This window comes from Microbacterium sp. SGAir0570 (genome assembly GCF_005491085.2).
Taxonomy (GTDB): Bacteria; Actinomycetota; Actinomycetes; order Actinomycetales; family Microbacteriaceae; genus Microbacterium; species Microbacterium arborescens.
In genome coordinates this window covers 3,024,029-3,042,350 of record NZ_CP027929.1, presented here as the reverse complement: position 1 = coordinate 3,042,350, position 18,322 = coordinate 3,024,029, and the positions used below count along the sequence as shown (strand labels likewise).

The 18,322-nt window shown below is 71.8% G+C and carries 12 protein-coding genes; 6 read left to right on the top strand and 6 right to left on the bottom strand.

The genetic code is table 11. The features are described from left to right. Nucleotides 1-87: 87 nt before the first annotated feature. The 4 genes from glgX to C1N74_RS14350 are packed head-to-tail and all read left to right on the top strand — an operon-like array spanning nucleotide 88 to nucleotide 7,349. Nucleotides 88-2,301 carry a glycogen debranching protein GlgX gene (glgX, locus tag C1N74_RS14365; RefSeq protein WP_023953927.1) on the top strand — a complete coding sequence of 738 codons (2,214 nt, stop codon included), beginning with the start codon at nucleotides 88-90 and terminating at the stop codon, nucleotides 2,299-2,301. Then, nucleotides 2,298-4,733 (top strand): malto-oligosyltrehalose synthase, encoded by a 2,436-nt coding sequence (treY, locus tag C1N74_RS14360; protein WP_137750782.1) that lies wholly within the window; start codon nucleotides 2,298-2,300, stop codon nucleotides 4,731-4,733. The genes glgX and treY overlap by 4 nt, the downstream gene beginning before the upstream one ends. After that, the gene (gene treZ / locus C1N74_RS14355) at nucleotides 4,730-6,466 is read left to right on the top strand and encodes a malto-oligosyltrehalose trehalohydrolase (protein ID WP_023953931.1); all 1,737 of its coding nucleotides are present in this window, start codon (nucleotides 4,730-4,732) and stop codon (nucleotides 6,464-6,466) included. Before treY ends, treZ begins: the two co-directional genes overlap by 4 nt. Before the next feature lie 31 nt (nucleotides 6,467-6,497). Further along, a complete protein-coding gene (locus C1N74_RS14350; protein WP_137750781.1) occupies nucleotides 6,498-7,349 on the top strand; it encodes a tryptophan-rich sensory protein in 852 nt (283 codons plus the stop codon). Between the two features lie 127 nt (nucleotides 7,350-7,476). Here the strand turns inward: C1N74_RS14350 and C1N74_RS14345 are convergent, their stop codons facing one another. After that, nucleotides 7,477-8,202: a GMP synthase gene (locus C1N74_RS14345; protein ID WP_137750780.1), complete on the bottom strand. Its 726-nt coding sequence runs from the start codon at nucleotides 8,200-8,202 to the stop codon at nucleotides 7,477-7,479. A gap of 75 nt (nucleotides 8,203-8,277) precedes the next feature. Between C1N74_RS14345 and C1N74_RS14340 the strand changes: the two genes are divergently transcribed. Further along, nucleotides 8,278-8,577, top strand: coding sequence for a hypothetical protein (locus C1N74_RS14340; RefSeq protein WP_023953938.1), 300 nt, complete (start codon nucleotides 8,278-8,280; stop codon nucleotides 8,575-8,577). A gap of 56 nt (nucleotides 8,578-8,633) precedes the next feature. Here the strand turns inward: C1N74_RS14340 and C1N74_RS14335 are convergent, their stop codons facing one another. After that, a complete protein-coding gene (locus tag C1N74_RS14335) occupies nucleotides 8,634-9,395 on the bottom strand; it encodes a LysR family substrate-binding domain-containing protein (RefSeq protein WP_137750779.1) in 762 nt (253 codons plus the stop codon). 92 nt (nucleotides 9,396-9,487) lie between these two features. Then, a complete protein-coding gene (locus tag C1N74_RS14330; protein WP_023953942.1) occupies nucleotides 9,488-9,895 on the bottom strand; it encodes a UDP-3-O-(3-hydroxymyristoyl)glucosamine N-acyltransferase in 408 nt (135 codons plus the stop codon). Between the two features lie 232 nt (nucleotides 9,896-10,127). On the opposite strand from C1N74_RS14330, the gene C1N74_RS14325 reads away from it, so the two are divergent. After that, nucleotides 10,128-10,775: a YitT family protein gene (locus C1N74_RS14325; protein WP_064955494.1), complete on the top strand. Its 648-nt coding sequence runs from the start codon at nucleotides 10,128-10,130 to the stop codon at nucleotides 10,773-10,775. Nucleotides 10,776-10,815: 40 nt separating this feature from the next. Here the strand turns inward: C1N74_RS14325 and C1N74_RS14320 are convergent, their stop codons facing one another. The 3 genes from C1N74_RS14320 to C1N74_RS14310 all read right to left on the bottom strand — a co-directional run bounded on the left by C1N74_RS14320 (nucleotide 10,816) and on the right by C1N74_RS14310 (nucleotide 18,284). Next, nucleotides 10,816-11,589: a DNA-formamidopyrimidine glycosylase family protein gene (locus tag C1N74_RS14320; protein WP_064955493.1), complete on the bottom strand. Its 774-nt coding sequence runs from the start codon at nucleotides 11,587-11,589 to the stop codon at nucleotides 10,816-10,818. Beyond that, nucleotides 11,582-16,453, bottom strand: a complete 4,872-nt coding sequence (locus tag C1N74_RS14315; protein WP_137750778.1) for a DEAD/DEAH box helicase — start codon at nucleotides 16,451-16,453, stop codon at nucleotides 11,582-11,584. Before C1N74_RS14315 ends, C1N74_RS14320 begins: the two co-directional genes overlap by 8 nt. Before the next feature lie 160 nt (nucleotides 16,454-16,613). Beyond that, entirely contained in the window at nucleotides 16,614-18,284 is a 1,671-nt protein-coding gene (locus C1N74_RS14310; RefSeq protein ID WP_137750777.1) for an ABC-F family ATP-binding cassette domain-containing protein, read from the bottom strand. Nucleotides 18,285-18,322: the final 38 nt, after the last annotated feature.

The window sequence follows — 18,322 nt, the reverse complement described above, 5'->3', positions numbered from 1 at the left end:
GTCGACCCGATGGCGGGGGCTTGTCAAGGGCACCGGGTCGTGTGATTGCGCCTGAGTAGTGTGAGCCACACGAACAGGGGAGATCACATGCAGGCATGGCCGGGTTCCGCGTATCCGCTCGGAGCGACCTACGACGGGAACGGGACGAACTTCGCTCTCTTCAGCGAAGGCGCCGAGAAAGTGGAGCTGTGCCTCTTCGACGAGGACGGCACCGAGACATGCGTCGAGCTGCGCGATGTCGACGCCTTCGTGTGGCACGCCTATCTGCCGAACGTGCAGCCGGGCCAGCGCTACGGATACCGCGTGCACGGACCGAACGATCCGGCCGACGGCAAGCGGTTCAACCCGAGCAAGCTGCTGCTCGACCCGTACGCCAAGGCCGTCGAGGGTCAGATCGACTGGGGACAGCCGGTGTTCGGCTACAACTTCGGCGAGCCGGACTCGTTCAACGACGAGGATTCGGCCGCTCACATGATGAAGGGCGTCGTCGTCAACCCGTTCTTCGACTGGGCGGGCGACCGTCAGCCGAAGATCCCGTACGCCGAGAGCGTCATCTACGAGGCTCACGTCAAGGGTCTGACGCAGCTGCACCCCGACATCCCCGAAGACATCCGCGGGACCTACGCCGGCCTCGCACACCCCGCCGTCATCGACCACCTCAAGAAGATCGGCATCACGGCGATCGAGCTGATGCCGGTGCACCAGTTCGTCAACGACTCCACGCTGCAGGAGAAGGGACTGTCGAACTACTGGGGCTACAACACGATCGCGTTCTTCGCGCCCCAGAACACTTACTCGGCCACGGGCGACCACGGCCAGCAGGTGCAGGAGTTCAAGGCGATGGTCAAGGCGCTGCACGCCGCCGGCATCGAGGTCATCCTCGACGTCGTCTACAACCACACCGCCGAGGGCAACCACATGGGCCCGACCCTCTCGATGCGCGGCATCGACAACGAGGCCTACTACCGCCTCGAGGACGACGACAAGCGCTACTACACCGACTACACCGGCACCGGGAACAGCCTCAACGTCGGCAACCCGCACGCGCTGCAGCTGATCATGGACTCGCTGCGCTACTGGGTGACCGAGATGCACGTCGACGGCTTCCGCTTCGACCTCGCCGCGACCCTCGCGCGCGAGTTCTACGACGTCGACCGGCTGTCGGCCTTCTTCGAGCTCGTGCAGCAGGACCCGATCGTCTCGCAGGTCAAGCTCATCGCCGAGCCGTGGGACATCGGCCCCGGCGGCTACCAGGTCGGCAACTTCCCGCCGCAGTGGACGGAGTGGAACGGCAAGTACCGCGACACCGTCCGCGACTTCTGGCGCGGCGAGGCATCGACCCTCGGCGAGTTCGCGTCGCGCCTGACCGGTTCGGCCGACCTCTACGAGCACGACGGCCGGTGGCCGGTGGCCTCCATCAACTTCGTCACGGCGCATGACGGGTTCACGCTGCGCGATCTCGTGTCGTACAACGAGAAGCACAACGACGCCAATGGCGAGGACGGCAACGACGGCGAGTCGCACAACCGCTCGTACAACATGGGCGTCGAGGGACCCACCGACGACCCGCACGTGCTGACGATGCGCGCCCGGCAGCAGCGGAACTTCCTCGCGACGCTGCTGCTGAGCCAGGGCGTGCCGATGATCTGCCACGGCGACGAGCTCGGCCGCACCCAGCAGGGCAACAACAACGGTTACGCGCAGGACAACGAGCTGACCTGGATCCACTGGGATCAGGTCGACCAGCCGCTCATCGAGTTCACCGCAGCCCTCGCGCGTCTGCGTCGCCTGCACCCCACGTTCCGGCGCAGCCGCTTCTTCGACGGGCGCCCGGTGCGTCGCGAAGAGGGCGCCCCGGTGCCCGACATCATGTGGCTGCGCCCCGACGGCACGGCGATGCAGCCCGAGGACTGGGACTCCGGTTTCGGGCGCGCAGTCGGCGTCTTCCTCAACGGCGACGGCATCCGCGAGCGCGACCGTCGCGGCGAGGACATCTCCGACGACCACTTCTTCGTGCTGTTCAACGCCGGTGACGACGAGGTGGAGTTCACCGTCCCCTCCGACCAGTACGCCGACCGGTGGGAGGTGCTGATCGACACGAGCGGCGAGCTCGTCGGCACCGAGCCCCTCGAGGGCGGCAACGCGCTGCAGGTCCGGGCCAAGTCGCTCGTCGTCCTGGGCGAATACACCGAACCCGAGCCCGAGACCGACCACTCGGTCGCGGCATCGCTCGCGGCGTACACGACGCCGATCGACATCATCCCCGCTGAGGCGCCGACCCCGGAGCTGCCCGGCCGATGACCGCTCCGATCTCGACCTACCGGCTGCAGATCCGTCCGGCGTTCGACCTCGCGGCCGCCGCCGAGGTCGCGGACTACCTCCGCGACCTCGGCGTCGACTGGGCCTACCTCTCGCCGCTCCTGGCAGCGGCGGAGGGGTCGGACCACGGCTACGACGTCGTCGACCCGACCATCGTCGACACCCGCCGCGGCGGCGCCGAGGGGCTCGCGCGCTTCTCGGCCGCCGCCCGGGATGCCGGACTCGGTGTGCTCGTCGACATCGTGCCGAACCACCAGGGCGTCGCCGTCCCCGCTGAGAACCCCTGGTGGTGGGACGTCCTCCGCCGCGGCCGCGGGTCGGCCCACGCCGAGGCGTTCGACATCGACTGGGAGCACGGCGGGGGCAAGGTCGGCCTGCCGATCCTCGGCTCCACGCTCCACGAAGCCGTCGCCGCCGGTGAGATCGAGGTCGCGCCGGTGACGGCCGGCGAGGCGAATGGCGCCGAGGGCGTCGCCCGCTACTACGACCACGTGCTGCCGCTCGCCGACGGGACAGCACCCGCGGCCGCGACGACCGACCCGGCCACCGTGGACGCCGTGCTCGCCGCTCAGCACTGGCGTGCCGCGTTCTGGCGCGACGACGCGACCGAGCTGAACTACCGGCGCTTCTTCGCCGTGAACACGCTGGCCGGAGTGCGCGTCGACGTCCCGGCGGTCTTCGAGGCGAGCCACGTCGAGATCCTCCGCTGGTTGCGCGAGGGCTTGGCCGACGGTCTGCGCATCGACCACCCCGACGGCCTCGCCGACCCCGGCGGGTATCTCGAGCAGCTCGCCGAGGCGACCGGCGGCGCGTACGTCGTGGTCGAGAAGATCCTCGAGCACGCCGCCACCGACCATGCCGAGCAGCTGCCCTCCTGGTGGGCGACCGCGGGCACGACCGGGTACGACGCGATGGCCGAGATCGACCGCGTGCTCATCGACCCGGCGGGTGAGAGCCGGCTCGACGAGCTCGACGCGACACTCCGGTCGGCGGATGCTCCCGCGTCGTATGACGAGATCGTCCGCGAGGCCAAGCGTGCGGTCGCCGACACCCTGCAGGCCGCCGAGGTGGGCCGGCTCGTCCGCTGCCTGCCCGACGACGTGCGCGACGAGCTCGGAGAGGATGTCGCACGCGACGCGTTCGCCGAGCTCCTGACGAGCTTCTCGGTGTACCGCGTCTATCCGCCGGTCGGAGACGAGCTCGTCGCCGAAGCGGTCGCCGCGGCATCCGCATCCCGTCCCGATCTCGCCGACGCCATCGCGACCCTCGCCCCGCTGGTCACGGCGGGCGACACCGAGCTGAGCCGCCGATTCGGTCAGACGACCGGGCCGGTCATGGCCAAGGGCGTCGAAGACAGCGCGTTCTACCGGTATCCGCGTCTCGGCACGCTCACCGAGGTGGGCGGCGACCCCGGCGTCTTCTCGCTCGACGTCGCGGGCTTCCACCGCGCGCAGGCCCACCGCCAGGCGATGTGGCCGCACGCTCTCACGGCGCTGAGCACCCACGACACCAAGCGCAGCGAAGACGTCCGTGCCCGACTGTCGGTCATCGCCGAGATGCCCGAGCGGTGGTCCGACGCTCTCGGACGCCTGCGGACGATCGCCTCGACCGGCGACGGACGCCTCGACGACCTGCTCTGGCAGGCCATCGTCGGAGCGTGGCCCGCGTCGCCCGCGCGGCTGCTCGACTACGCCGAGAAGGCCTCGCGCGAGGGCGGCATCATCACGACCTGGACCGACCCCGATGAGGATGCCGAAGCCCGCATCGTCGCGCTGGTGGATGCCGCCACCTCGGGCGAGGCCCGAGCGGCGGTCGAGGAGGTCGTCGGTGAGCTGACCGCGCCCGGGCGATCGAACTCCCTCGCCGCCAAGCTGCTGCAGCTGACCGCACCCGGGGTACCCGACGTCTATCAGGGCACCGAGCTGTGGGATCTCTCGCTCGTCGACCCCGACAATCGTCGCGACGTCGACTTCGTCGAGCGCCGCGAGCTGCTCGCGAAGCTCGACGGCGGGTGGCATCCCGAGATCGACGACTCCGGCGCGGCGAAGCTCCTCGTCGTGTCGCGGGCGCTCCGCCTGCGTCGCGATCGCCCCGAGCTGTTCACGCGGTACGCGCCGCTGCCCGTCGTCGGCCCTGCCGCAGAGCACGCCGTGGCCTTCGATCGGGGCGGTGCCGTGACCGTCGCGACGCGCCTGCCCGTCGGACTCGCCGCGCGCGGCGGATGGGGCGACACGGTCGTGATGGTTCCGCCGGGACGTCACACCGACCAGCTGACCGGCCGCGCCTGGGACGGCGGCGCCGTGCGGCTGGCCGACCTGCTCGACACGTACCCGGTGGCTCTGCTGGCCGCCGAACGTCCGACCGGTGCACCTCCCACCGCCCAACGTCCCACCGCCCCAGAGGAGAACGCATGATCGAGGTATGGGCGCCGCGCCCCGAGCGGGTGCGGCTCCGTCGACCGGATGCCGCCGATGTCGAGCTCTCCCGCTCGGCGGACGGCTGGTGGTCGGCCGACGTCGACCTCGCCCCGGGAGACCGCTACGGCTTCGTCCTCGGTGACGGCGACGACGCGCGCCCCGATCCGCGCTCGCGCCGGCAGCCCGACGGCGTGCACGGCCTGTCGGCGGTCGATGACCCGTCGTCGTTCGCGTGGACCGATCAGGCCTGGACGGGGCGGACGCTCGCGGGTGGGATCATCTACGAGCTGCACATCGGCACCTTCACGAGCGCCGGCACGCTCGACGCGGCCATCGCTCGACTCGACCATCTCGTCGAGCTCGGCGTGACCCACATCGAGCTGCTGCCGGTGAACGCGTTCAACGGCACCCACAACTGGGGGTACGACGGGGTGCTCTGGTACGCCGTGCAGGAGAGCTACGGCGGGCCGGAGGCATACCGGCGGTTCGTGGATGCCGCCCACGCGGCCGGTCTCGCCGTCATCCAGGACGTCGTCTACAACCACCTCGGACCATCCGGCAACTATCTGCCCGAGTACGGCCCCTACCTTCGCGACGGCCGCCGCAACACCTGGGGTGACAGCGTCAACCTCGACGAGGACGCGGTGCGCGAGTACATCATCGGCAACGCCGAGATGTGGCTCCGCGACTTCCACGTCGACGGCCTGCGGCTCGACGCCGTGCACGCGCTGCACGATGACGACAGCCCGCTCCACATCCTCGGCGAGATCGCCGACCGGGTCGACGCGCTCAGCACGCACCTCGGGCGCCCGCTCACGCTCATCGCCGAGAGCGACATGAACGATCCCGTCATGATCCTGCCGCGCGAGGCCGGTGGTCATGGGATGACGGCGCAGTGGTCGGACGACTGGCACCATTCCGTGCACGTCGCGCTCACGGGTGAGACGGTGGGGTACTACGCCGACTTCGACGCGCTCGATGCCGTTCCCAAGACCTGGAACGAGGGGTTCTTCCACGACGGCACGTATTCGTCGTTCCGGGGTCGCGAGCACGGGCGGCCGATTCCGCCGGAGTCGCCGTCGTGGCGGCTCGTCACCTTCGCGCAGGATCACGACCAGATCGGCAACCGTGCGGCGGGCGACCGGCTCTCGGCGACGCTCGACGCCGACCGGCTCGCCGTGGCGGCCGTCCTGACGCTGACGGCGCCGGGAACCCCGATGCTGTTCATGGGCGAGGAGTGGGGGGCGTCCACTCCGTGGCAGTTCTTCACCTCGCACCCCGAGCCGGAGCTCGCCGAGGCGACGGCAGCGGGCCGCAAGCAGGAGTTCGCCGAGATGGGGTGGGACGAGGACCTCGTGCCCGACCCCAACGACCCGGCGACGTTCCTGCGGTCGAAGCTCGACTGGACCGAGACCGACGAAGGCGATCATGCCCGCCTGCTGGCGCTGTACCGCGAACTGGGCCGACTGCGCCGCTCGGTGCCCGACCTGACCGACCCCCGGTTCACCGCGCGCGGCGCCGGAGCGACCGAGGGCGAGGGCGGCCGGCTGTACGACCTGCAGCGCGGACGCGCACGCGTGCTGGTCAACCTGTCGACGGAGCCGTGGCGGGTCGAGCTGAGCGGTGACCGCGTCTGGCTCGAGACGCTCCCGAGCCGGACCGCCGACGATCTGCTCGTCGTCGAGCCGAACTCGGCCGTCATCGTGGGGCCGGATCTGTCAAGCGGATGACCGGGCGCGGCGCCCGATCTACCGTGGGGGAATGAGCACCACAGCGCACCACGCCGCCCGGCCCCCGCGGACGCCGTCCGACCTCGTGCGGCAGATCGCCGTGATCTCGGCCGTCGTCTTCATGATCATCGCCGCGATGGTCGGGACGGGGCTCTTCGGCGGGACGAACGTGCGCGACCTGCAGGGCGGCGCGCTCGACGCCGACTCGACGGTGCTCGCGCCCGGGACGCAGGCGTTCAGCATCTGGTCGGTCATCTACCTGTTCATGATCAGCTACACGATCTGGCAGGCGCTGCCGTCGCAGCGCTCGCGCGACCGGCAGCGGCTGGTGGGATGGTGGATCGCGCTGACCGCCGTGCTCAACGGGGGATGGCTGCTCGCGGCGCAGTTCACGACGCTGCCGGTGACAGTTGTCGCGATCGTGGCGCTGCTCGCCGCACTCGGGTGGACGTTCCGTCTTCTCGTGCGCTCGCGGCCGCAGTCGGTCGGCGACCGCCTGCTCATGGATGCCACGGTGGGCCTGCACCTCGGGTGGGTGTCGCTGGCCACGGTCGCGAACGTCACCGCCTGGCTCAGCCGGACCGTGCCCGAGTCGTGGGGCATGCAGGCCGACGCGTGGGGTGTCGCCGTGCTCGTGGTCGTCGCCGCCATCGGCGTCGGCATCGCCGCCTTCTCGCGCGGACGCCCCTCGCCGATCATCGCGCTGTCGTGGGGTCTGGCGTGGATCGCGATCGCCCGCACGACCGATCAGCCCCACTCCGCACCGGTCGCCGTCGCCGCCGTCGCCGTCATCGTGGTGGTGGTGGCCGCCGCGGCGGTCACGGCCTGGCGCGCGAACGGTCGCGAGCACCGCGGCATCCTGCGCCGTCCCCGCACCGCCTGACTGCCGGTCCGCACCGCCCGACCGGCCGCGCCGATACATCCGTCGGACTCGTGGTGCTGGTGTCGCCGCGATCGACGTCGGAGGCGACATCCGCACCGCCGATCCGACGGCTGTATCGCACCCGCCGTCAGAACGCGGCGGCGAAGGCGGCGAGGAAGCGGCTCGGCTCGGTCACGGGCGCCGCGAGTACTCGGGCCGCGACGCGGTCGTAGTCTGCCGCGTCGAAGTAGCCGTCGTTGCGGTACACCGTCATGCGCTCGGTAAAGTCTCGCGGAGTCGGCTCGGGGTGGAACTGCGTGGCGTACAGGCGGTCACCCACCCGGTAGGCCTGCACCGGGCAGTCGTCGTTCGTGGCGAGCAGGACGGCTCCGGCGGGCAGTGTCTCGGTGCCCTCCTTGTGCGCGGTGAGCGCGGTGAAGGTCGGGCTGAGGGAACCGAGCAGGGGGTCGGCGCGGCCGGCATCCGTCAGGGTCACGTTCGTCGGTCCGGTGTCCTCGGGGTAGTCGCGTGAGATCGTGCCGCCGAGGTGGGTCGTGGCCACGCCGATGCCGAAGCAGGTGAACAGCGCCGCCGTCCGCCCGGATGCCGCCGCCTCGGCGATGCGCGCGAGGTCGGCCTCCAGTCGCAGTTGTCCCTCCGGCTTCGCCGCCGGATCGTCGGTAGCGTTGAACGGACTGCCGCCGACGACGAAACCGCGCCAGCGGTCGAACGCGTCGTCGGGCAGCGGATCGCGCGTCAGGTCGACGCGATCGAGCCCGGATTCATCGAGGCCCATGGCGGTGCGGAACGACGCGTACTCCGCCTCCGCGGCCTCCTGCTGCGGGCGCACGCAGACGTACACGAGCGGGGCCATGCCGAAAGTCTATGGTCCGCACCGAACCCGGCCGGTGGGGATGACCTTCCGTGACGGGCGGGGGACAATGGCCCGATGACCGTCCGCGTGATCATCACCGACCCCGCCGAGCTCCTCGCGACGCTCGACCGGCTGGACGCCGTCGCCGCACCCCGGGGCTGGCGGGTGCGCCGGCCGGCCGACGCGGCGGGGGTCGAGGCGCGGGCGCGGGACGCTCGCGCGGCCATGCGGCTGCCGGCTCCGGTCGTGGTCGATCTCGAGACGGATCCGGATGCCGCCGCAGCGGACGATCCGATCGACGCGGCCGCCCTGCTGGCTCGCACGCCCGTGCGTGGAGCGATCCCGGACGGAGCGCGGCGGCTGCACGGGGCGTGATCCGCGGCGCTCATGGGACGCGTGCCGGCGTGTCAGCGCGTGAGCGCCGCAGCGTATCAGCGCGACGAGTTCGCGGTGCGGCCGCGGACGATGCCGATGAACGTCTCTACGAGCGGGGTCGTGGCCTCGGCCCGCCAGGCGAGCGCAACGGTCGAGGTGGGAGCGTCGACCACGGGTCGGTAGGTCGCGTCCTTGCGATGGTGCAGCCGCGCGAGCGACATGGGCACGAGCACGATCCCGACACCTGTCGCCGCCGTCGCGACCGCATCCTCCGTCGTGGACAGCTGGGCGAAAGCCGGAGCGTCGGCGCCGGGCACCTCGAGGTCGAGGGCGTCGTCACCGGGGACCATCACGACCTCTCCCGTGAGATCGGCGAGGGTCAGCTCATCGGCGGCGGTGAGCGCGGAATCGACGCTGCACACGGCGACGGTGGTCTCGTCATAAAGCGGGATCACGCTCAGCCCGTCGCGGTCGATCGGCAGCCGCACGAGCGCCGCGTCGACGTCGCCGCCCGCGAGGGCCGCAGCCTGATCGGCGAATCCGACGGTGACGAGGTCGAGCGGGTTACCCGGCATCCGCTGCTTCCACACGTCGATCCACTTGCCGGGCGTGGCACCGGGGGCAGCGCCGAGGCGGAAGGCGCCGAGCGCGCTGAGGTCCGGCGCAGCGGCATCCGTCTCGCGCCGGCTTCCCGAGGTGCGGTCGGTTCTGCGGGCGGCGGGCCGCTGTCCGGATGCCGCGGCGCCACGGCGCCCGGGGGCACGGCCGCCTCGGCCGCCGCTACGCGCGGGGCGGCCCGAGGAACGTCCGGGTGTCATGCCTGAAGCGTATCCCGGGGCGGACACGATCGGCGGGCCCGCGCGCTGCGGGCACGCCGATCGTCGACGCTGCGGCGGCTACCGCTGGCGGGTCACGCGGCCAGACGGAGCCCGCGCTGGTCGGTAGCCACGTGCTCGCCGTCGGCGATGTTCTCGTCGTCGCCGATGAGAGAGCCGCCCGCCACGTGCGCGTGCGCGCCGATGAACGCGCGGATGCCGATCTTCGCCCGCGGACCGATGGCGGCGCCGGAGCCGACGTGCGCGTGCGGCGCGATCTCGACGTTCGGGCCGATGACGGCCTCGCGCTCGATCCACACGCCGCGGCCGATGTGAACGCCCGCCGCGACCTGGACTCCGGGTTCGACGTAGGCGCCTGCTTCGACCAGTGCGGTCGGGTGCACCTTGGCCCCGTTCGCGATCAAGCCCCGACCGTTCGCGTGCTTGCGATAGCGCAGCGTCTCTCCGCGGTCGTTCTCGATGTCGATGTAGTTCTTGCCCACGATCCCCTCCGACAGTTCCGGGTCCGGTACTGAGTACTGGAAACAACCCCGCGACCCGCGTTTTCATTCCCACGAATCATTCGGAGCGGCAGGTCGACCGGTTTGCTGGAACAAGCGTGCGATGCGCAGCCGCTGAGGTCGAAGGGGTGTGCGAGCTGACCTTCGCGCGATAACATGCCCGGCTCGCGCCGCGGTGACCCCCGCGGGCGCCGCCGTTTGCGAGGATGGGCGGGTGGAGCCTTCTCGTGCACCGTCGACAGGACCGTCGCTCGTCTTCGAGGCCGCGCTGACGCGCCACACCCGCGCGGAGGACCTGCTCGGGATCGTGACCGGCACGTTCGTGGCATCCCTCGGGCTGTACCTCCTGCAGTCGTCCGGCTCGGTCACCGGCGGCACCGCCGGCCTCGCGCTGCTCCTTGGCTACGCGACCGGATGGTCGTTCCCGGTGCTGTTCGCTGTCGTGAACGCGCCGTTCGCGGCGCTGGCCCTGTGGAAGAAGGGTGTGTCGTTCACGATCCGCACTTTCGTCTCGATCGGCCTGGTCTCGGCGTTCACCTTCGTGCACCAGCACCTGCTCGAGTTCGCCAGCATCGAACCGATCTACGGCACGCTCGGCGGCAATCTGCTCGCCGGCGTCGGGCTGCTGATCCTGTTCCGGCACCGTTCGAGCCTCGGCGGAGTGAACATCATCGCCCTCGTGCTGCAGGAGCGAATGGGCTTCAGCGCCGGATGGACCCAGATGATCTTCGACGTCGTGATCATCGCGTCCGCGTTGCTGGTGCTGCCGTGGCCCGCCGTGCTGCTGAGTGCCGCCGGCGCGGTCGTGCTGAGCGTCGTGCTCGTGCTGAACCACCGCCCCGGTCGGTACATCGGCCGCTGAGCGCTCTCTCGCTCGGCGTGCGCTCAGGTCTGGCCGCGCGTCAGGTCTGGCAGCGTGGGCACCAGAAGATGTTGCGCTCGCTCGTAGGCAGCGCTCCGATCTCGCCGGCACGGATCAGCGTCCCGCACCGGCGGCACGGCTTGTTCTCGCGGCCGTAGACCCACATCCGCTGGCCGGGCCGGTCGTTGCCGGTGAAGGTGCGCGCCGCGCGATCGCGATTGGCGTGGATCATCCGGTACCCGGTCTCGAGCACGGCGGTCGCGTCGATCTGGGTGGCAGGGGTCGTGGGCAGGATGCCGCGCACGAAGAGAAGCTCGTTCGCGTAGACGTTTCCGAAGCCGGCGACGTTCCGCTGGTCGAGCAGGGCGACGTGGGCGGCGCGTTCATCCGTGCCCACGCGCCGCGCCGCTTCGGCCAGGTCCCAGTCGGGACCGAGCAGGTCGGGCCCGAGGTGGCCGACGAGGCGGTCCTCCTCGGCGGTCGGGAGGACCTCGACCATCGCGAGCTCGAAGCCGACGGCATCCCGGTCGCGCGTTCCGACGATCGCGCGTGCCTGGAAGGCGGGCGCCCGCCAGCGCTCACCGTGCCGGTAGACGTGCCAGCGGCCCTCCATCTTCAGGTGCGAGTGCAAGCTGAATGCGCCCAGGCGCAGCAGCAGGTGCTTGCCGCGGGCGATGGACGACGAGACGGTCTCGCCGCGCAGGTCGGCTGTCGCACTGCCGGGAACACGGACGTCGAAGCGCGTGACCTCCTGACCGACGAGCGCCTCACCCAGCTTCCGCGCCGCCCGGAAGACGGTGTCACCCTCAGGCACGCTCGCCGCTTCCCGACATCGCCGCCCGCGAGCCCGCGGTCAGTCGGCGCAGCGTGAGGCCGCGCGACGACTCGACGAAACCGCCCGCACGCAGCGCCCGCCCGGTCGGGGTGTTGTAGACGAACTCGCCGTTGACCTGCTCGACGGTGAGGGTGTCGAGGCGGCGCGCCTGAGCCGTTCTCACGAGATCGGCTGCGGCCGCGGTCAGCACCTCCTCGTCGTCGGTGAAGGCGAGCGCCGAACGCCCGCCGCGCTCGAGATAGAGCACGAGCGCACCGTCGACGAGCACCACGACGCCGCCGGCCTTCCGGCCCGGTCGATGCGAGACGCCCTCGAGCGCCGGCCAGCCGAGGGCTGCACCGTAGGGATTCGCCGGGTCGGTCGCGGCCAGTGTGACCGCGCGCCGCGGCGGCGGATCGGGGAGCGCTGCGAACTCACGCAGGCGGTCGACGGTGACGGATGCCGCGAACTGCGCGGCGCCGAGGGTCTCGATGACATAGCCGCGGCGGCAGTGGCCCGCCTCTTCGAAGCCCGCGAGAACGCGATAGACCTGCGCGAAACCGCCGGGAACACCCTCGGACTGCACGCTGCCCCGGGTGACGACGCCGTAGCGGTCGAGCAGGAGCCCCGCCGATGCCGTGACGCGGAGCGATGGATCGGGCTCGACGGCGGGCAGGAGCGACCACCGCCCGCCGAGCGTCGACGGGCGCGGCGCCGCCGGCGTCGTGGGGCGCGCCAGAGGTGTGCCGCGGTACAGGCGGGACCGCGGTGTGCGGCGGGCGCTGCGGTGAGCCTGCGATCCGCCCGAGAGGAGGGAGCGCACCGGCGTGAACGTGTCGTTGGTCAGCCGGCCCGCCCACGCGAGACGCCAGAGCGCGTCGAGCACGCTCTGCTCGTTGGGGGCGCCGATCGCGGCGACGAGCTGCCCCGCGAACCAGCCGCCGCCGACGGCGAGAGCCTCGAGGATACGGACGTCGAGATCGCCTGCGGTCGACGACTCGTCGGCCTCGGAGTCGGCGTCGGCCAGCGCGAGCGTGAGGGGAGCCATGTCGGCGGGATGGAGCGCGATCCAGCCGTCGCGCCCGGGCAGAGTGCCGTGCCCGGACCACACGACCTCGCCGGTGGCGGTGAGCTCGTCGAGCATTCCCGGCGCGTAGTCACGCACCCGCGAGGGAAGGATGAGCGACTCCCACGCGCTCGCGGGAATCGGGACACCGGCGAGCTGCTCGATCACGGCGGCGACGCCGTCGACGCCCTCCAGCGGCCGGGTGACGTGCTGCCACACGGGCAGGAACCGCGCGAACGCCTCGGGCGACACCGGCTCGACGCTGCCCCGGATCGCCGCGAGCGACCGCATCCGCAGCCGGCGCAGCACCTCGGAGTCGCACCATTCGAGGTCGTCGGCCTCGCTGCCGGAGGTCTCGGGCAGGAAGTAGCCGCTCGCGATGCGCCCCTGCGACTCGAGCCGCTGCAGCGTCTGACGCGCCACGGCGGTGCCGATGCCGAGCCGCGTCGCGACATCCGCGGTGCGGAACGGCCCATGCGTTCGTGCATGGCGTGCGACGAGATCGGCGAGGGGGTCGACGACCGGCTCGAGGAAGGCGGTGGGGATTCCCACGGGGAGCGCCGCGCCCAGCGCGTCGCGCAGGCGTCCGGCATCCTCGATCGCCGCCGTCCGCTGCACGCCTGCGATCGTGACCGGGATCGCGCGGCGGGCGGTCACGAGCTGTTGCAGCAGGTCGGCGGCCTCGGCGACGCGGTGCGCGGGAGGGGAGCCCCCGTCGGCAGGAGCGGGCGCGGCGTGCGCGTCCTCCGCTGTGCCGGACTCCTCCGCTGTGCCGGTGCCGGCGGACTCTTCGAGGCGTGCTGCGACCTCGTCGGCGGCGAGCGGGCCCAGGATGCGGAGCAGATCGGCGACGCCCTCGACCCCGCGCGCGCGTCTGTCGGGGGCCAGACGCTGCGCCTCGCGCTCGAACTGGGCGATGACCTCGGGGTCGAGCAGCTCGCGCATCTCGACCTTGCCGAGGAGCTCCGAAAGCAGCGCGGGATCGACGGACAGAGCCGCGGCGCGGCGTTCGGCGAGCGGCGAATCGCCCTCGTACATGAACGCGCCGACGTAGCCGAAGAGCAGATCGCGAGCGTACGGCGACGGCTGCGACGTGGTCGTCTCGACGAGACGGATGCGGCGGTCGGCGATGCTGCGCGTGATGCGGAGGAGTGCCGGCAGGTCGTAGACGTCCTGCAGCACTTCGCGGAGCGTCTCGAGGATGATCGGGAACGACGGATGCCGCCGCGCGACCTCGAGCAGCTGCGCCGACCGCTGCCGCTGCTGCCACAGCGGCGCGCGCTTGTTCGGGTTCAGTCTCGGCAGCAGCAGGGCGCGGGCCGCGCACTCCCGGAAGCGCGAGGCGAACAGCGCGGAGCCGCCGACCTCGTCGGTGACGATCTGTTCGAGTTCGTCGGCGTCGAAGACGAAGAGGTCGGCGCCGGGCGGTTCGGCAGCCGCGTCGGGGACGCGCGCGATGATGCCGTCATCGCTCGCGACGGCCGCGCCTTCGACCCCGAGACGCTCTCGGATGCGTGCGTTGACGGCCAGCGCCCACGGAGCGTGCACGTGCATGCCATACGGGGAATGCAGGATGACGCGCCAGTCGCCGACCTCGTCGCGGGAGCGCTCGACGGTCAGCGTTCGGTCGGTGGGCAGGCTGCCGGTGGCCTCCCGCTGCTCGGCGAGGTGAGCCAGGAGGTTCTCGATCGCATAGTCGTCGAGCCCCGATTCGCGCAGCCGCTCGGACGCCTTCTCGGGGCCGGCTGCCGACACCTCGCGGCTGAACTTCCCCAGCGCTTCGCCGAGCTCGGCCGGGCGCCCCAGGCCGTCGCCGTGCCAGAAGGGGAGCTTGCCCGGTTGGCCGAACGCGGGCACGACGTTGACCCGGTCATGCGTGATCTCGACGATGCGCCAGCTGGTCGTACCGAGAGTGAACACGTCGTTGACGCGCGACTCGTAGACCATCTCCTCGTCGAGCTCGCCGACGCGTGCGTTACGGCTTTCGCCGGCGACGAAGACCCCGAACAGGCCGCGGTCGGGGATCGTGCCACCGCTCGTGACAGCGATGCGCTGCGCGCCGGGGCGCCCCGTGAGCGTGCCCTGATCGCGGTCCCACACCAGCCGCGGGCGCAGCTCGGCGAACTCGTCGGAGGGGAAGCGGCCCGCGAGCAGATCGAGCGTCGCTTCGTACGCCGAGCGGGGGAGCGTGCGGAAGGGCGCGCTGCGCCGAACCGTCTCGAACCAGGCCTCGACCTCGATCGTGCCGGTCGCGCACGCGGCGATCGTCTGCTGAGCGAGGATGTCGAGGGGGTTCTGCGGAACCGCGATCGCCTCGATCTTGCCCGCCAGCATCCGCTCGGTGACGACGGCGGTATGCAGCACGTCGCCGCGGTGCTTGGGGAACAGCGCCGCGCGGCTGACCTCGCCGACCTGGTGGCCGGCGCGTCCGACGCGCTGGAGTCCGGATGCCGCCGACGGCGGCGCCTCGACCTGGATGACGAGGTCGACCGCGCCCATGTCGATGCCGAGCTCGAGGCTCGAGGTCGCCACGACACAGCGGAGCACGCCCGACTTGAGCTCGTCCTCGACCTGAGCGCGCTGCTCCTTCGACACCGAGCCGTGGTGCGCCTTCGCGAGCACCGGCTCGGCGCCGGCGGAGGCGCCGGCCTGCGCCCCTCCGGACGTCGCTTTCGCGCCGCCCGGAGCCTCCGCTCCGTGGGCCCACATGCCCGCGGGGACGGCGGGGTCGGGAAGGTCGCCCCTGAGACGCTCGGTGTAGATCTCGTTCAGGCGTCCGGTCAGGCGCTCGGCGAGGCGACGCGAGTTCGAGAACACGATCGTCGAGCGGTGCTGCAGGATGCGGTCGACGATCGCCTCCTCGACGTGAGGCCAGACCGAGCCGGTGACCTCCGTCGCCTGCGGCGCGCGGTACCAGGCCCCGTCGCCATCGTCATCTTCGCCGTCGTCGTCCCCGTCGTCGCGGCCGCTCGGAGCGCTGGCGGCACCCGCATCCTCGGCGCCGGGCGGGGCCGGGGGATGCAGCATGTCGGGGATCGGCACGACGACATTGAGATCGAACGCCTTCGACGCCTTCGGGGCGACGATCTCGACCGGAGCGGCGCCGCCGAGGAAGCGCGCCACCTCGTCGATCGGACGCACGGTGGCCGAGAGGCCGATGCGCTGCGCCGGCTTCTCGAGCAGCGCATCGAGGCGTTCGAGGCTGACGGCAAGGTGCGCACCGCGCTTCGTGGCCGCCACCGCGTGCACCTCGTCGACGATGACGGTGTGGACGCCGCGCAGCGTCTCGGATGCCTGCGACGTGAGCATCAGGTAGAGCGACTCGGGCGTCGTGATGAGGATGTCGGGTGGTCGGGCGACCAGGGCGCGCCGGTCGGCTGAGGAGGTGTCGCCCGATCTCACTCCGACCGTCACGTCGGGGACGGGCTGACCGAGGCGGCGCGCCGACTGTCCGATGCCGACGAGGGGCGACCGCAGGTTGCGCTCGACGTCGACGCCCAGCGCCTTCAGCGGTGAGACGTACAGGACGCGGGTGTCGGCCGGCGCGGCATCCGCCTTTCTGCGCTTCGCCGGTTTGTCATCGACGGGGCCGGCCGCCACCTTGTCGCGGAAGATGCGGTCGATCGCCCACAGGAACGCCGAGAGCGTCTTGCCCGAGCCGGTCGGGGCGACCACGAGGGCGTGCTTGCCGGCGGAGATGGCCTCCCACGCACCGGCCTGCGCCGACGTGGGCTGGGAGAACGCGCCACGGAACCAGTCCGCGGTGGGCGCGGAGAATCGGGCGAGCACATCGGCCATGCCTTCATCTTCGCGCGGACCTCCGACATCGGCGCGGCCTTGCGCCCGCGGCATCCGCCGTGCCAGCCCCGCCCGGCCCCGCTACCCCCTGCTGCTGCCCGTGAGGTCCCAGTTGGGCCAAAAATGAGACGGACATTCCCGGCCCAACTGGGACCTCGGTTCACGGGCCAGCCGGCGCGGCCTCGGACAGCAGGCCGTCGCGCAGCTCGAGGGTCAGAGTGGGCGCGAGGCGCGAGAGGAAACCGTCGTCGTGGCTGACCACCAGCACGGCGCCGCGGTAGGCGGCGAGGGCCTCGACGAGCTGGTCGACCGTGTCGAGATCGAGGTTGTTCGTCGGCTCGTCGAGCACAAGCAGCTGCGGCGGGGGATCGGCCAGCAGCTCGCAGGCCAGCGCCAGCCGGAACCGCTCCCCGCCCGACAGCGCCGCGACCGGGCGCAGGACGGTGTCGCCGCGCAGCAGGAACCTCGCGAGTCGGTTCCGCAGCTCGACGTCGGTCGAGCCGGGGGCCGCCTCGCGCACACTGTCGAGCACCGTCGCGTCGTCCCGCAGCCCGTCGACGCGCTGCGACAGGTAGCCGACGCGGTCGGTGTGCGCGACCGCCGTGCCGTGACCCCTCAGATCGGAGGTGTCGGGGCCGGCAGAGCGGCCATCGGATGCCGCAGCGCCGGATTCTGAGGAGTTAGCGCTCGCCGACCGCATCAGCATCTCGAGAAGCGTCGTCTTCCCCGCGCCGTTCGGCCCGATGAGCGCCACCCGCTCGGGCCCCTGAACGACCCACGAGCGCTCGCTGTCGCCGATCGTCGCGAGGCGCCGGCCCGCCGCGACGCCGGGATCGGGCAGGTCGATCCGGACGGTGTCGTCGTCGCGGACCCGCCGCCCCGCCGCATCGAGCGCCGCATGAGCCGCTGCTTCCCGTTCGGACGCCTCGCCGCGCGCGCGACCGGCCGACACCTGTGCGGCCGATGCCCGGTTGCCCGAGATGATCCCGGGCACGCGCTTCTCGCGCTGCGCTTTCGCTCCCATCGCCGACCGCCGCGCGAGCTTCGTCTCGGTCTCGACCCGGTCGCGCCGCTCGCGCCGGAGGGCTGCGGCTGCGGTGGTCTCGGCCTGACGAGCCGCCGCCTGCTCGGCATCCCGCCACGCCCGCCATTCGGAGTACGGCCCGCCGAAGGTATCCAAGGCCCCGCCGTAGAGCTCGGCGGTGTCGTCCATGAGCTCGAGCAGCGTCGTGTCGTGGCTGACGACGATGAGCGCACCCCGCCATCCGCGCACGAGCTCGCCGACGCGGTCGCGGGCGTCGCGGTCGAGGTTGTTCGTGGGTTCGTCGAGCAGCGTGATCTCGGCTCCGCGCAGCCGTACGCCGACGAGCGCGGCGAGCACGGCTTCGCCCCCGGAGAGCTCGCCCACGCGCCTGTCGAGCGCGCCCGCCGGCAGACCGGCCGCCGCCAGCGCGGCCGTGGCTCGAGCCTCGGCATCCCAGTCGTCGCCGATCGTGTCGAAGTGGCGGGGATCGACGTCGCCCGACTCGACGGCGCGCACGGCGTCGACGACGGCGGCCACACCGAGCACGTCGGCGACCCGCCGGCCGACGTCGAGGGTCAGGCGCTGCGGCAGCAGTTCGACCCGTCCGGACCTGGCGACCGAGCCGGAGGTCGGCGCGAGCTCGCCCGCGATCAGCCGCAGCAGCGTGGTCTTGCCCGAGCCGTTGCGACCGACCAGGCCGGTGCGTCCGGCGCCGAAGGTTCCCGAGACGTCGCGGACGGCGGGGGTGCCGTCGGGATGGATGAGGGTGATGCGGTCGAGGACGACCGCGGGTGCGGAATGGGGCATGACTGCCTCCTCGGATGTCGTCGGGCGCGGGCACGACC

Bases quoted from the DNA above. Each gene is read 5' to 3' on its own strand.
- C1N74_RS14335 (WP_137750779.1), bottom strand. From the start codon at position 9,395: ATGACACCCGGACGTTCCTCGGGCCGCCCCGCGCGTAGCGGCGGCCGA.
- C1N74_RS14310 (WP_137750777.1), bottom strand. From the start codon at position 18,284: ATGCCCCATTCCGCACCCGCGGTCGTCCTCGACCGCATCACCCTCATC.
- glgX (WP_023953927.1), top strand. From the start codon at position 88: ATGCAGGCATGGCCGGGTTCCGCGTATCCGCTCGGAGCGACCTACGAC.
- C1N74_RS14315 (WP_137750778.1), bottom strand. From the start codon at position 16,453: ATGGCCGATGTGCTCGCCCGATTCTCCGCGCCCACCGCGGACTGGTTC.
- C1N74_RS14340 (WP_023953938.1), top strand. From the start codon at position 8,278: ATGACCGTCCGCGTGATCATCACCGACCCCGCCGAGCTCCTCGCGACG.
- treZ (WP_023953931.1), top strand. From the start codon at position 4,730: ATGATCGAGGTATGGGCGCCGCGCCCCGAGCGGGTGCGGCTCCGTCGA.
- C1N74_RS14345 (WP_137750780.1), bottom strand. From the start codon at position 8,202: ATGGCCCCGCTCGTGTACGTCTGCGTGCGCCCGCAGCAGGAGGCCGCG.
- C1N74_RS14350 (WP_137750781.1), top strand. From the start codon at position 6,498: ATGAGCACCACAGCGCACCACGCCGCCCGGCCCCCGCGGACGCCGTCC.
- treY (WP_137750782.1), top strand. From the start codon at position 2,298: ATGACCGCTCCGATCTCGACCTACCGGCTGCAGATCCGTCCGGCGTTC.